The 12,867-nt window shown below is 62.4% G+C and carries 14 protein-coding genes; 8 read left to right on the top strand and 6 right to left on the bottom strand.

Features of this window, described 5'->3' with window-relative positions; genetic code table 11:
- The first annotated feature begins 2 nt into the window (after window positions 1–2).
- From ACXAEK_RS13430 to ACXAEK_RS13440, 3 genes are all read left to right on the top strand, one after another.
- A complete protein-coding gene (locus ACXAEK_RS13430) occupies window positions 3–1,031 on the top strand; it encodes a fatty acid desaturase (protein WP_475042607.1) in 1,029 nt (342 codons plus the stop codon).
- Between the two features lie 25 nt (window positions 1,032–1,056).
- Window positions 1,057–1,368 carry a non-heme iron oxygenase ferredoxin subunit gene (locus ACXAEK_RS13435; RefSeq protein ID WP_475042608.1) on the top strand — a complete coding sequence of 104 codons (312 nt, stop codon included), beginning with the start codon at window positions 1,057–1,059 and terminating at the stop codon, window positions 1,366–1,368.
- A 148-nt stretch (window positions 1,369–1,516) separates the two neighbouring features.
- Complete coding sequence (locus ACXAEK_RS13440; RefSeq protein WP_475042610.1) at window positions 1,517–1,705, top strand: hypothetical protein; 189 nt, start codon at window positions 1,517–1,519, stop codon at window positions 1,703–1,705.
- A gap of 10 nt (window positions 1,706–1,715) precedes the next feature.
- Here ACXAEK_RS13440 and ACXAEK_RS13445 read toward each other — a convergent pair whose 3' ends face one another.
- A complete protein-coding gene (locus ACXAEK_RS13445) occupies window positions 1,716–2,474 on the bottom strand; it encodes an alpha/beta fold hydrolase (protein ID WP_475042612.1) in 759 nt (252 codons plus the stop codon).
- Between the two features lie 98 nt (window positions 2,475–2,572).
- Here ACXAEK_RS13445 and ACXAEK_RS13450 point away from each other — a divergent pair, with 98 nt between their 5' ends.
- From ACXAEK_RS13450 to ACXAEK_RS13465, 4 genes are all read left to right on the top strand, one after another.
- Window positions 2,573–2,938, top strand: coding sequence for a hypothetical protein (locus tag ACXAEK_RS13450; protein ID WP_475042614.1), 366 nt, complete (start codon window positions 2,573–2,575; stop codon window positions 2,936–2,938).
- Between the two features lie 66 nt (window positions 2,939–3,004).
- Window positions 3,005–3,601: a TetR/AcrR family transcriptional regulator gene (locus ACXAEK_RS13455; RefSeq protein ID WP_475042616.1), complete on the top strand. Its 597-nt coding sequence runs from the start codon at window positions 3,005–3,007 to the stop codon at window positions 3,599–3,601.
- Between the two features lie 70 nt (window positions 3,602–3,671).
- A complete protein-coding gene (locus ACXAEK_RS13460; RefSeq protein WP_475042618.1) occupies window positions 3,672–4,373 on the top strand; it encodes a PspA/IM30 family protein in 702 nt (233 codons plus the stop codon).
- 59 nt (window positions 4,374–4,432) lie between these two features.
- Entirely contained in the window at window positions 4,433–4,720 is a 288-nt protein-coding gene (locus tag ACXAEK_RS13465) for a YiaA/YiaB family inner membrane protein (protein ID WP_475042620.1), read from the top strand.
- 34 nt (window positions 4,721–4,754) lie between these two features.
- Here the strand turns inward: ACXAEK_RS13465 and ACXAEK_RS13470 are convergent, their stop codons facing one another.
- Together ACXAEK_RS13470 and glyA are read right to left on the bottom strand one after the other, a co-directional pair.
- A complete protein-coding gene (locus ACXAEK_RS13470) occupies window positions 4,755–5,630 on the bottom strand; it encodes a DUF817 domain-containing protein (RefSeq protein WP_475042622.1) in 876 nt (291 codons plus the stop codon).
- A gap of 354 nt (window positions 5,631–5,984) precedes the next feature.
- Window positions 5,985–7,280 (bottom strand): serine hydroxymethyltransferase, encoded by a 1,296-nt coding sequence (gene glyA / locus ACXAEK_RS13475; protein WP_475042624.1) that lies wholly within the window; start codon window positions 7,278–7,280, stop codon window positions 5,985–5,987.
- Between the two features lie 168 nt (window positions 7,281–7,448).
- Between glyA and ACXAEK_RS13480 the strand changes: the two genes are divergently transcribed.
- The gene (locus ACXAEK_RS13480) at window positions 7,449–8,210 is read left to right on the top strand and encodes an NAD kinase (protein ID WP_475042626.1); all 762 of its coding nucleotides are present in this window, start codon (window positions 7,449–7,451) and stop codon (window positions 8,208–8,210) included.
- A gap of 453 nt (window positions 8,211–8,663) precedes the next feature.
- Here ACXAEK_RS13480 and ACXAEK_RS13485 read toward each other — a convergent pair whose 3' ends face one another.
- The 3 genes from ACXAEK_RS13485 to ACXAEK_RS13495 form a co-directional block, all read right to left on the bottom strand.
- Complete coding sequence (locus tag ACXAEK_RS13485) at window positions 8,664–10,109, bottom strand: amidase family protein (RefSeq protein ID WP_475042628.1); 1,446 nt, start codon at window positions 10,107–10,109, stop codon at window positions 8,664–8,666.
- A gap of 192 nt (window positions 10,110–10,301) precedes the next feature.
- Window positions 10,302–12,191: a propionate-CoA ligase PrpE gene (prpE, locus tag ACXAEK_RS13490; protein WP_475042630.1), complete on the bottom strand. Its 1,890-nt coding sequence runs from the start codon at window positions 12,189–12,191 to the stop codon at window positions 10,302–10,304.
- Between the two features lie 263 nt (window positions 12,192–12,454).
- Window positions 12,455–12,847 carry a GFA family protein gene (locus ACXAEK_RS13495; RefSeq protein WP_475042632.1) on the bottom strand — a complete coding sequence of 131 codons (393 nt, stop codon included), beginning with the start codon at window positions 12,845–12,847 and terminating at the stop codon, window positions 12,455–12,457.
- Between the last annotated feature and the right edge of the window lie 20 nt (window positions 12,848–12,867).

Below are 12,867 nucleotides of genomic sequence, written 5' to 3' on the forward strand. Positions count from 1 at the left end.
AGATGCCTGATTACGTTCCCACTAATGCTGCGTCCTCGGGCGTGAAGCTCGACAAGAAGACGTTGAAATCCATTGCCGCCCGCAGCGACAGGCCCGGTTTGATCTATACCGCGCAGTGGATCGCCTTTCTGGCCGCCACCGGCACCCTGGTCTGGGCCACGCTTGGCACAATCTGGATGTGGCCCGCGATGCTGCTGCACGGCATCTTTCTGACGGTGCCGGCTTATTCTTTCAGCCATGAAACCGCCCATGGAACCGCCTTCCGCAGCCGCTGGCTGAACGAGGCGGTGCTGTGGGTCACATCGCTCCTCTACATGGAGGAGCCGCTGCACCGCCGCTACACCCACACCAACCACCACACCCATACCTGGTGGGTCGGCAAGGACAGCCAGATGCCATTCGACACGCCGATGGGCTTCGGCGGCTGGCTGGCCGAGATCACCGGCTTTGCGCTGCTGCGCTTCCACATGCAGGTCTTCGTGCATCTGGCGGTGGGCCAATACACCGATACGATGAAGATGGTCACACCTGAAGGCGAGTTTGCCAAGATGACGCGCAACGCGCGTATCATGCTGGCCATCTATGCGCTGATTGCTGCCGCTCCCTTCTTTGGCATCTGGTGGCCGGTCTGGCTGATCGTCATCCCGCGGGTTCTGGGCGCGCCTGTCATGCTGCTGTTCACCCTGATCCAGCATGTGGAATTGCAGGAAAACTCGCCCTCGATCCTGGAAAGCACCCGTTCTTTCCGCAGCAACTGGTTGGCTGAGTTCCTTTACATGAAGATGAACAATCACGTTGAACACCACCTCTACCCGCAGGTGCCGTTCCACGCGCTGCCGAAACTGGCCGAGGCGGTGCAGGACCAGCTGCCGGAACCGGACCCGGGGTTCTTCAAGACCAACCTCGAAGTGATGTCTGTGGTGCTGCGCCGCTCGCTGGGCCGCCCGACCAGGGCCGCGACCATCCGCCAGGCTCCGCATATGATCACCGACGGCGGCCCGGTAAGGCGCGTCGCGCAGCGGACCATGTGAATATCAGAGTTTCAGGAGCTAGAAAATGAGCCAATGGATTGACGCCTGCGCCACCGGTGACATCGACGAGGAGGATCTGATCTCCTGGGAACACGGGGGCAAGTCATACGCGATCTACAACACCGAAAAGGGGTTCTTTGCCTCTGACCTGATGTGCACCCATGAGGAGCAGAGCCTGGAGGACGGTCTGGTGATCGACTGTGTCATCGAATGCCCGCTGCACGGAGGCCGCTTTGACATCTGCACCGGCAAGGCGCTGTCAGCGCCGGTGCATGAAGACCTCAAAACATACCCGGTGAAAGTCGAAGGCGGTCGGGTTTTTGTGCAAATCGGCTGACCAGTTCCTCCTCCTCAGGTCAGTTGCTGGCGGCCTTTTGGGGCCGCCTTTTTTGATCGGTGCACCATCTGATCCTGATCAAGGCGGCAGCCATTCACTCGCCCTATGCAAGTACGCAAAGAGACACGGCAGCTATAGGAGAGACCCCATGTTGCGCCTTGCATCCATTCTTTACTCGCTGATCGGCAGCAGCCTGGCGGGCGTTGGCGTCATCGTGGTTCTGGTCGCAGGCATGAGCACGGTTCCGGCCATTCTGGGCTCCGCCGCCATTGGTGCAGTTCTGGGGATGCCGGTTGCCTGGCTGGTGGCCAAGCAGCTGTATGCCCGCGGCGCCTGACGTCTGACCGTCAAGCGTTCAGGAACACTCGCGCAGCAGCCTCGAACTCCCGCGGCTTCTCGGCGTGCAGCCAATGGCCGGCGCCGGGCAGCTTGGCAAAACGGGCGGCAGGGAAGCGGGCGCGGATTACGCCGCGGTGTTCCGGCAGTACATAGTCGGACTCGGACCCCGACAGGAACAGCGCTGGCCCGGCCCAGGAGGCATCTGTCTCAGGGAAGGCAACAATTCCGGGCATTTGATCTTCCAGCGTGTCCAGGTTCAGCCGCCAGCGCTTGTTCGGGATATCCAGCGATTGGGTGAAAAAGCTTTGCAGGGCCGGTTCGACCCCCGCTTCAGCCAGCTGAGCGGCCGCTTCGGGGCGGCGTTCCACTGTCTCCAGATCCACCGTGCGCATGGCGTGGATGTATTGCGCCTGCGTGTGGCTGTAGGACACTGGCGCGATGTCGGCAACCACAAGCCGGCGCACGGCTCCGGGGTGGTTCAGCGCCAGCATCATCGCTGCCTTGCCGCCCATGGAATGGCCGATCACATCCATCTGCCCGCCATGCGCGGCGATCACCTCCGCCAGATCCTCTGCCAGTTCCGAATAGCTGTGGCTGTCCGTCCAGGGGCTGTGGCCATGGTTGCGCATGTCCGCCGCGACCACCAGCCGCTCGTCCGACAGGCGCTTGGCAATGACTCCCCAATTGCGGGCAGAGCCATACAGCCCATGGGCAATTAGAAGCGGCGGTTTTCCGGAGGCAGAGCCATGAATGATCGTGTTCAGCATGAGACCTAGATAGCTGCCTAGGCGAAGGCTTGCCACCCCCATTGAGGCAGGCCCGGCAGCAGGCTAGGGTGATACGGCAGCAAAGGGAGAGTGCCAGAATGGCCGCCAGCCTCGACCAGGACATCGAAGACATCCGCGCGCTCTTGAAAGAACGCGAGCACGCAGGCGGAGATCTTGCTGCCGCGCTGAAGCGCACCCGCCGCCGCATTCCCCGCCGGGTGTACCGGCAGGGTATGAAGCTTGCAGATGCGCTGCCGCTGCTGGACCACCCCAAGCTGCGGCTCACCATCGACGAAAAAATACTGCGCAGCGCCGCGCGCGAGGTGAAGTCGCATCTTGAGAGGATCGATCTGGCGGACCGCCGCAAGGGATTCTGGCTGGGCGTGCTCGGCAGTATGGCGTTTTCCATTCTCTGCGTGCTGGCCCTGTTGATTGCGGTGCTGCGATGGCGCGGCCTGATCTGATTTCCCGCTTTACGCCGCCGCCGCTGCAAGTATTTTGAACGCGGTTCAAGCAGAGGGCGGCACGGCATGGCTGGCAAGGTAGAGGCGCGCAAGGCTGCGCTGCGGCAGAAATTGGTGGAAGCGGCAGAGATCCGCATCGCGCGCGACGGGGCAGGGGCGCTGCGTGCCCGCGACTTGGCGCAGGATGCCGGCTGCGCGCTGGGGGCAATCTATAACGCCTATGATGATCTGACTGCCATCATCATGGCGGTAAACGGGCGCACCTTCCAGAAACTCGGCGCCACGGTGGCTGCGTCAGTCGAAGAGGCAGACGCCGAAACCCCCACCCGCCGCCTGATCTTGATGAGCAACGCCTATCTGCATTTCGCAGTGGAAAACACCAATCTGTGGCGGGCGATGTTCGATCTTCGTCTGACGGCAGAAGACGCGGTGCCGGATTGGTACTTGACCGCGCTGGACAGCCTGTTTGCTAATATCGCCCGGCCCGTTGCCGAAATGTTCCCGGATAAGGACGCAGGCGAAGCGGCGCTGATGGTGCGGGCGCTGTTCTCTGCTGTCCACGGCATTGTGCTTTTAGGGCTGGAGCAGCGCATCTCTGGCGTGCCGCCGGAGCGTATTGAGCAGATGATCGCCCAGGTGCTGGAGCAAATCGGCGGGAAGTGATTTTTTGAACGCTGTTCAAGAAAATACTTGAACGACGTTCAGGGTGTTGTTGCATGAGTCTTCATGAACAATGTTCATGATTGCGGAGGAAATGATGTTCAACACTCTGAAGACCCTGATCACCGGCGCCAGTGCCCGTGCGGAAGAGCAGCTGCGCGAGGCCTATTCGATCGAGCTGATCACCCAGAAAATCCGCGAGGCTGAGGGCAGCTTGAAGGCGGCCAAGCTGACACTTGCCAGCCTGATCCAGCGCCAGCGGGCAGAGCAGCGCCAGATAGGCACGCTGGAGGAGCGCGTCCGCGACCTGATGGCCCGGGCGGGCGAGGCGCTGGAGGCTGGGCGCGAGGATCTGGCCCAAAGCGCCGCCCAGGCGGTGTCGGAAATGGAGAACGAGCTGGTGGTTCGCCGCCAGACTCTGGACCGGCTCGACACCCGTATCCTCCAGTTGCGCCAGTCGGTGGAGACCGCCAGCCGCCGTATCACCGATTTGAAACAGGGCGCCATCGCTGCCCGGGCCACCCGGCGCGAGCAGGATATTCAGCGCCGCCTGCGCCGCCATACCGGCGGCAGCAGCCCGGCAGAGGAGGCCGAAGCGCTGATCCATGATGTGCTGCAGCGCGACGACCCCTTCGAGCAGGGCGAGATCCTGCGCGAGATCGACGGCGAACTGAACAACTCCACGATTGCCGGCGAGCTGGCTGACGCCGGCTTTGGTCCCCGCAGCCGCAGCACCGCCGCGGAAGTGCTGAGCCGTCTTCAACCCAAGAACTGAACTGTCCGTTAGTTCCTGCCAGGCCTTTCTGACACAATTCCATTTACCGGAGAAAACAAATGTACACCGACAACACTGACAACAAACTGATTATCCTGCTGAACTCTGCCGGCGTCGCTATTGCCTATGCCATGCTGGGGATTTCCCTGTGGCTCTCGACCGATGTGCCGCTGGCGACCAAGGGCTACTGGGGGATGGCGGTTCTGCTGCTGACGCTGAGCCTGATCAACGTGGTCAAATACCGCTTCGACCACCGCTCCAGCGAGGACCGCATCCGCAAGATTGAGGACGCGCGCAATGAAAAACTGCTGGAAGATGCGCTGATGGATACGAAGAAGGACTTCTGAGTGCTGCCAGCCCGCTGGCTCCGTGCGCCCGCCGTTACCGGCGGGCGTTTGCCAATTGCCGGAGGGGAATGGCGGCCGACGATAGCGCGTCCCGGAACACCAGCGTCACGGTGACAAAACTGACGTAAAGCAGCAGGTACCAGGATCCCATTTTTGCCAGGCTCACCATCTCGCTGCTGGCCTGGCCACTGTAGATCCAGGTCTTAGTACTGGTGCCGACATTCTCGGCCAGCCACAAAAAGAAACTGGACAGGAACGCCGCCAATGGCAGCGGCATCCAGTAGTACCTGGCACCAATACGGAACCAGATCCGGGTGCGGGCAAACAGCAGCAGCGTAGCTGCAAACAAGCCCATTCGGACATCGGGCAAATAGTGATGGGCATAGAAATTGCCGTAAATCGCGGCGGCCAGAAAAACGGTGGTCCAGAACGGTGGGTAGGGCGCAAAGCTCATGTCAAACAGCCGGATCGCCCGCGCCATGTAGGAGCCGACGGCCGCATACATAAAGCCGGAAAACAGCGGGACGTCATAAAGCTTGATAATGCCTTGGCCGGGGTAGCTCCAGCTGCCCGCCTGCACCTTGAATACCTCCATCGCGGTGCCCGTGAGGTGAAACAGCAGGATCACCCGAACCTCACGCCAGCTTTCCATACCGGTGGCGAGCAGCAGCGCCTGCAGCGCCAGCGCATAGATCAGCAGCGCGTCATAGCGCGCCAGGCGCCAGCCGGGTTGCCAGATCCCGGTGGTTACGATCAGGCCTGCCAGCAGCAGGATGCCGAAAATGGCCGCCCAGCCTTGTTTTAGGGTGAACATGATGAATTCGCTGAGCGCCAGCGGCAGGCGCGCGCGCATCCAGTCGCCAAGGCGGCGTTCGAGAAGCCGGGTGCGGTTGGGATAGATCTTGTTCATGACCTGCTTAGATCAAACGCGGGACAGGCTGTACAAGGCAATTCGCCCGCCTGCTGCTCCCGCCCCTTCTGCGGCCCGCCTGCGGCCGTCCGCAAAGCCTTGGGCATGGCACCGCCCCTTCTGCGGCCCGCCTGCGGCCGTCCGCAAAGCCTTGGGCATGGCACCGCGCCTGGCGGCGGGGTGCGGGCAGCGCCCCGCAGGGGCGCTGCCGGGCCCAAGGCCCTTGCCGGGGCAGCTGGGCGGCCCGCAAGGGCAGCCGGGATGCTCCGGCGGGGCGCGGGAGAGCCGCCGTGGTAATGCAAAACCGCCGCGGCTGGGGGCCGCGGCGGTTTCTTTTTCAACCCTGGGAGAGGCTTAGAGGTTCGGATACAGCGGGAACTTGGCGCAAAGGTCCGCGACCTTGGCGCGCACCGAGGCCTCCACATCCGCATTGCCCTCTTCACCGTTGGCCGCCAGCCCGTCGATCACCTCGATGATCAGGTCGGCGATCTGGCGGAACTCCGCCTCGCCGAAGCCGCGGGTGGTGCCTGCGGGCGTGCCCAGGCGCAGGCCGGAGGTCACGGTGGGCTTTTCCGGGTCAAACGGGATGCCGTTCTTGTTGGTGGTGATATGGGCGCGCCCCAGCGCCTTGTCGGCGATGTTGCCGGTGACGCCCTTGGGACGCAGGTCCACGAGCATCACATGGGTGTCGGTGCCGCCGGTCACGATGTCCAGCCCGCCCTGGATCAGCTGGTCCGCCAGCGCCGCCGCGTTCGCCTTCACCTGCTGCTGGTAGGCCTTGAACTCCGGCTTCAGCGCCTCGCCGAAGGCCGCTGCCTTGCCGGCGATCACATGCATCAGCGGGCCGCCCTGGATGCCGGGGAAGATCGCCGAGTTCACCTTCTTGGCGATCGCCTCGTCATTGGTCAGGATCATGCCGCCGCGGGGGCCGCGCAGGGTCTTGTGGGTGGTGGTGGTGGCCACATGCGCATGCGGGAAGGGCGAGGGGTGCTCGCCGGCCGCAACCAGCCCTGCAAAATGCGCCATATCCACGTGCAGATAGGCGCCGACCTTGTCGGCAATCGCCCGGAAGCGGGCAAAGTCGATGACACGCGGAATAGCGGAGCCGCCGGCGATGATCAGCTTCGGCTGATGCTCAACCGCGAGCGCTTCCAGCTGGTCGTAGTCGATCAGGTTGTCGTCGCGGCGCACGCCGTAGGAGACCGCGTTGAACCACTTGCCCGACTGGTTCGGCGCGGCGCCGTGGGTCAGGTGGCCGCCGGAGGCCAGATCCATGCCCAGGATGGTGTCGCCGGGCTTCAAGAGCGCCTGGAACACGCCCTGGTTGGCCTGGGAGCCGGAGTTCGGCTGCACGTTTGCGAATTCGCAGCCAAAGAGTTCCTTGGCGCGGTCGATGGCAAGGTTTTCGGCCACGTCGACATACTGGCAGCCGCCATAGTAGCGGCGCCCCGGGTAGCCTTCGGCATATTTGTTGGTCAGGACGGACCCTTGCGCTTCCATCACCGCGGCCGAGACGATGTTCTCAGACGCAATCAGCTCAATCTCGTCGCGCTGGCGGCCCAGCTCGGCCGTGATCGAGGCGTAAAGTTCAGGATCGCGCTCAGAAAGCGCTTGGGTGAAAAAGCCGGGGTCACGGGTCGCTTCAGTCATGGTGGCTCCGTTGGAGTAGGGATCAGAATTGCTGGTTTCGTATCGGAAACTTCATTGCGCAGGAAGCCTGTAAAGCGACATTTCCCTGCGACAGAACGGCAACTATGGTCTTTGCAGGAAAGCTGTGATTGTTTCGGAACCACATGCCTAACACCGGAAACAGATTTGATGGGTTTGAGAATCGCCTTTTTGGCAAGTGACGCCGAAGCAGCGCAGGATGCCTTGTCTGGCCTCAGCCGCCGCTACGGCCATGTCCCCCCCGAACAGGCTGATATTATCGTGGCCCTGGGCGGGGACGGTTTCATGCTGCGGACCCTGCACACCATGGTGGATCACCCGGCGCCGGTTTACGGCATGAATCGTGGCACCGTCGGGTTTCTGATGAACGAATACCGCGAAGACGGGCTGATCGAACGCCTGGAGGAGGCGGTTCAGGAGATCATCAATCCTTTGTCGATGACCGCCATGGACCGCCGCGGCGCTGTGCATCAGGCATTGGCCATCAATGAGGTCTCGCTGTTGCGTGCAGGTCCCCAGGCGGCGCGTCTGCGAATTTCGGTGGATGGGCGCGTGCGGATGGAGGAGCTGGTCTGTGATGGGGCTCTGGTGTCCACGCCGGCCGGATCCACCGCCTATAACTACTCTGCGCACGGGCCGATCCTTCCGATCGGGGCTGATGTGCTGGCGCTGACTGCGATTGCGGCGTTCCGGCCCCGGCGCTGGCGGGGGGCATTGCTGCCCAGCAACGCAATGGTGCGATTTGACGTGCTGGAGGCTGACAAGCGCCCGGTGATGGCCGACGCAGACTCCATTTCTGTGGCGGATATCGACTGGGTTGAAATCCGGACAGATACGCAAATCCGCCATAAAATCCTGTTTGATCCGGGCCATGGGCTCGAAGAAAGACTGATTTCTGAGCAGTTTACCTAGAGGATTAACGGCGGGTTCACGGTTTTGTGAACATTCAGGTAACGATTCTGTGCGAAGATTTACCAACAGGCAGGTGTGGATGGTATCTGCTGAAGGTCTGAAGTGCCGCAGAGCCGTTCCGGTATTTTGAATGTTGCCGTTTTCTTAGTTGTCCACTGGTCATGCCTGCTGAACCTTATGTGAAGACGCCGGGTTCTCTGACGATAGAGGCGAGCGCTTTTGGTAGTGAGTAGACTGGGTACGGAAGTTCCCCGGGGGCGGCTCAACCCGTTCCCCGGGACCTTATGCGCAGCGGTCCTATGCGCCGGGGCTGTGCTTTGCTCCTTTGTGCCGCCAAAAGCGGGCAACGGATCGTGTCGCAGCCCTAATCGAGCGGCTTTGAACGGTTTGGTACCGGTTTGACCTGCATTTCCTGAAAGATCATTCGGCCGATTATGGGGGAGGCGGGAACTGTTAGGCTTGGCCGTCTGCCTGCATCCGGTCCCACAGCGGCAGGCACATGCGGCCCGCCCTGGCTTCGATTGCGGCGCAGGCGTCCACCGCCAGATCCTCGCGCCAGCGGCGCGCAGCGATCTGGACATTGATGGGCTGCGGCCCTTTTGACAGCGGCGCCAGCCGGGCCGGGACCGATGCTGCGGGCAGGCCAAGGAAGTTCATCGCATAGGAATAGACTGCGCAGCCCAGCACCTCATGCACCCCATCAGCCCCTTCGGTATCGCGGTCCGGTTTGAAGAAAGGCTGCGGCAGGAAGGGGGACAGCACCAGTGGGAACTTCTCCATAAACAATGACCACTGACGCGCGTAATGGGTGCGCTTGGCCATCATTTTCAAGAGTTCCTCCCCGGCAAAAGGCGGAAACTCCTGGAAATAGACGGCGAAGATATCGCGTACGGTCTGCGAGCCCGCGGCGTCCACGTCGCCCTTCATCAGCGCGTAAATTTCGCCCATCAGCGCCCGGTAGCCAGTGCGCCCGGCCTCGAATACATTGGGGGGATCCGCCTCTTCAACTTGATAGCCTGCATCACGCAGTGCATCGCGGGCGAAGTCCAGCGCCGCCTCGACCTCGGGGTGCAGGTCGTAGCCGTAGGTGTTCTTGGTAAAGGCGACCTTCACCGGTCCCTCCAGCGCCGCACCGCGCCAGGGTAGAGGCACATGAAACGGGTCGCGCGGGTCCGGCGCGATGAGGCTGGGCATCGACAGGTGCAAATCCTCCGCCGAACGGGTGATCAGGCCTTGAACTGACATTAGCTGCGCCAGCAGCCCGCGTTCGGCGCTCTGGCTTGGATTCCAGGCCGGCACCCGGCCCAGGCCCGGCTTTACTGTGATTGCGCCATTGGCGGCGGCGGGAAAGCGCAAGCTGCCGCCGATGTCATTGCCGTGGCCCAGGGCGCCGATCCCGGCCATCACCGCAGCCCCTGCGCCGCCCGAAGAGCCGCCGGCTGAGATATGCTTCCCCCAGGGGTTATGCGTGCGCCCGTGGAGAGGATTGTCGGTATCGGCGCGGAAGGAGAATTCCGGTGTGTTGGTGCGGCCGATCACCACTGCACCGGCCTTTTGCAAGTTCTCAACCACCGGGGCATCTGCCGGGGCAATCAGGTCTTTCAGCGCGGTGACCCCGTTAGAGGTCGCGTGGCCCTTCTGATCGACGTTGATCTTGATGGTAACCGGAACTCCGTGCAGCGGGCCGGGCGCAGCGCCGCTTGCGCGCGCCTTGTCCAGTGCACGGGCGCGCTCCAGCGCTTCGTTGCTCAAATCCTCGACAACTGCGTTCAGGGTGGGGTTCACCGCATTCATCCGGTTTGCCGAGGCCTGCACTGCGGCTTCGGCACTCAAATCGCCTGCGCGGGTCAAACCGGTCAGTTCTGTTGCGCTCAGGCGCCAAAGCTCTTCATTTGCCATCTGCTCTCTCCCTGGTTCTGCAGCCTAGGCGGGCAGGGGAGAGTTGCAAGAAAAACCGGGCGGCAGAACGCCGGAATTCTGCGAGAATTCCGGTCTGTTTTCCGGCTCGGAAAACAGGCTCCGCCTGCTGGCGGAGCCTTGAAAATCCGCGCAGGATTTTTTGGCCGTTTCCCGCGCCGGGAAACGGGTGCATTACTTGGCGTAGCCGATGGTCTGCAGCGCTGCGGTGATCTCGTCCAGGATTGCCGGGTCGTCGATGGTGGCGGGCATCTTCCACGGGGTGCCATCGGCGATGTTGACCATGGTGCCGCGCAGGATCTTGCCGGAGCGGGTCTTGGGCAGGCGGTCCACTACCACCGCCAGCTTGAAGGCGGCGACCGGGCCGATCTTTTCGCGCACCAGCTTGACCACCTCAGCCACCACGTCGCCGTGGTCGCGGTCCGCACCGGCATTGAGGCACAGGAAGCCCACCGGCATCTGCCCCTTGAGACTGTCGGCGACGCCGATCACTGCGCATTCTGCCACATCCGGATGGCCCGCCAGTACCTCTTCCATGCCACCGGTCGAGAGGCGATGCCCGGCCACGTTGATCACATCATCGGTGCGCGCCATGATGTAGAGATAGCCGTCCTTGTCCTTCATGCCCGCATCGCCGGTCTCGTAATAGCCGGGGAAGGTGGTCAGGTAGCTCTTCTTGAACCGTTCCTCAGCGTTCCACAGGGTCGGCAAGGTGCCCGGCGGCAGCGGCAGTTTCACCGCAATTGCGCCCAGCTCGCCCGGTGCCACCGGATTGCCGCCCTCGTCCAGGATGTCGACCTCGTAGCCGGGCATTGGCACCGCCGGTGAGCCCAGCTTGGTCGGCAGTTCCTCAATCCCCAGCGGGTTTGCTGCAATTGACCAGCCGGTTTCGGTCTGCCACCAGTGGTCGACCACCGGAACCTTAAGCTGCTCCTGCGCCCAGGTGATGGTGTCCGGGTCCGCACGCTCGCCCGCCAGGTAAACCTGCTGCAGGCAGCTCAGGTCGTATTTCTTGACGTAGTCGCCCTTCGGATCCTCGCGTTTCACAGCGCGGAAGGCGGTCGGCGCGGTGAAGAAGCTCTTGACCTTATGTTCCGAAATCACCCGCCAGAAGGTGCCCGCATCCGGGGTGCCCACCGGCTTGCCCTCAAACACGATTGTGGTGTTGCCGTGGATAAGCGGCGCATAGCAGATATAGCTGTGGCCCACGACCCAGCCCACATCCGAGGCCGCCCAGAACACGTCGCCCGGATCGACGTTATAGATGTTCTTCATCGTCCAGTTCAGCGCCACCAGCTGGCCTGCGGTGTGGCGGATCACGCCTTTGGGCTGGCCAGTGGTGCCTGAGGTGTAGAGGATGTAGGAGGGGTGGTTGCCCTCGACGGGGACACATTCGGCAGGCTCAACACCGTATTGGAAGCCGTGCCAGTTCACGTCGCGGCCCGGGGTCAGCTCCGCCACTTCCTGCTCGCGCTGGAAGATCACGCAGAAGTCGGGCTTGTGGCTCGCCAGGTCGATGGCGCCGTCCAAGAGCGGTTTGTAGTGCACGATCCGGCCCGGCTCGATGCCGCAGGAGGCGGCGATGATCGCCTTGGGTTTGGCATCGTCGATCCGCACCGCCAGTTCATTGGAGGCAAAGCCGCCGAACACCACCGAATGCACTGCGCCAATGCGGGCGCAGGCCAGCATCGCTTCCAGCGCCTCGGGGATCATCGGCATGTAGATGATGACGCGGTCACCTTTCTCCACGCCCTTGGCACGCAGCGCTCCGGCAAGGGTGGCCACGCGGTTGCGCAGCTCGGCATAGGAGATCGCACGTTTGGTCTGGGTGACCGGGCTGTCATAAATGATCGCGGTCTGTTCGCCGCGCCCCTGTTCGACATGGCGGTCAACGGCGTTATAGCAGGTGTTCACCTTGGCATCGGCAAACCATTCATAAAGGCCTTCGCCCTTGTCAAACAGGGCCTGCTTCGGGGCCTCGTCCCAGCTGATCGCCTGGGCGGCCTCCATCCAGAAGGCTTCCGGGTCCTGCTGCCAGTCGGCGTAAATGTCCTGATATCCCATGGTGTTCATCTCCTCCTGCCTTCTGGGTAGGCGAGAAGGCGGCAAACGGGCAAGTTTTGAGCCGCCCTCACGCAAGGTTGGTCAAGGAATTTACAGCTTCACGCCCGCGCTTCAGGCTGTCTGTAAACTTTTTACAGTCCGGCATCTGTTTGCAGTTGCCTGGTTTTGCAAACAGGGCTTTGCTGCAGAATAATCAGGGGTTTCGGGCTGGAATTGCAAAACTGCAAATTCTGCGGCTGCAAATCCCGGCGGCAGCCCGGGAATCACCCGCCCGAGGATTTCGCGTAGCGGGGCAGGCTGTCTTTCACCTCCAGCCAGGTGACGTGTTCGGAATGGAAAACGTGAAACCGCGGCGGCATATCGCTGGGGTTTTCCAGGGTTGCCGTGTAAAGGTGGATATTCGCCGTGTCCTTGGCATTGCGATAGGCCATTTGGGTTCCGCAGGCGCCGCAGAACAGCCGCTCGACATCCTCCGAGGACTGGTAAACCGACGGCTCGGCACCGGACCAAGCCACGGCCTCATGCGGCAGTCCGAAAAATGCGGTGACAGGTGCCGCGCAGTTGCGGCGGCAATCGGCGCAGTGGCAATAGCAGCTCCAGGCCGCCTCAGCCTGGCTCTCCCAATGCACGGCGCCGCAGTGGCAATGCCCTCTCATGGCTGGTCTCCCTTGCTGGC

It is taken from the genome of Leisingera sp. ABM4_101, from assembly GCF_056158725.1.

Bases quoted from the DNA above. Each gene is read 5' to 3' on its own strand.
- ACXAEK_RS13430 (WP_475042607.1), top strand. From the start codon at position 3: ATGCCTGATTACGTTCCCACTAATGCTGCGTCCTCGGGCGTGAAGCTC.
- ACXAEK_RS13435 (WP_475042608.1), top strand. From the start codon at position 1,057: ATGAGCCAATGGATTGACGCCTGCGCCACCGGTGACATCGACGAGGAG.
- ACXAEK_RS13440 (WP_475042610.1), top strand. From the start codon at position 1,517: ATGTTGCGCCTTGCATCCATTCTTTACTCGCTGATCGGCAGCAGCCTG.
- ACXAEK_RS13445 (WP_475042612.1), bottom strand. From the start codon at position 2,474: ATGCTGAACACGATCATTCATGGCTCTGCCTCCGGAAAACCGCCGCTT.
- ACXAEK_RS13450 (WP_475042614.1), top strand. From the start codon at position 2,573: ATGGCCGCCAGCCTCGACCAGGACATCGAAGACATCCGCGCGCTCTTG.
- ACXAEK_RS13455 (WP_475042616.1), top strand. From the start codon at position 3,005: ATGGCTGGCAAGGTAGAGGCGCGCAAGGCTGCGCTGCGGCAGAAATTG.
- ACXAEK_RS13460 (WP_475042618.1), top strand. From the start codon at position 3,672: ATGTTCATGATTGCGGAGGAAATGATGTTCAACACTCTGAAGACCCTG.
- ACXAEK_RS13465 (WP_475042620.1), top strand. From the start codon at position 4,433: ATGTACACCGACAACACTGACAACAAACTGATTATCCTGCTGAACTCT.
- ACXAEK_RS13470 (WP_475042622.1), bottom strand. From the start codon at position 5,630: ATGAACAAGATCTATCCCAACCGCACCCGGCTTCTCGAACGCCGCCTT.
- glyA (WP_475042624.1), bottom strand. From the start codon at position 7,280: ATGACTGAAGCGACCCGTGACCCCGGCTTTTTCACCCAAGCGCTTTCT.
- ACXAEK_RS13480 (WP_475042626.1), top strand. From the start codon at position 7,449: ATGGGTTTGAGAATCGCCTTTTTGGCAAGTGACGCCGAAGCAGCGCAG.
- ACXAEK_RS13485 (WP_475042628.1), bottom strand. From the start codon at position 10,109: ATGGCAAATGAAGAGCTTTGGCGCCTGAGCGCAACAGAACTGACCGGT.
- prpE (WP_475042630.1), bottom strand. From the start codon at position 12,191: ATGGGATATCAGGACATTTACGCCGACTGGCAGCAGGACCCGGAAGCC.
- ACXAEK_RS13495 (WP_475042632.1), bottom strand. From the start codon at position 12,847: ATGAGAGGGCATTGCCACTGCGGCGCCGTGCATTGGGAGAGCCAGGCT.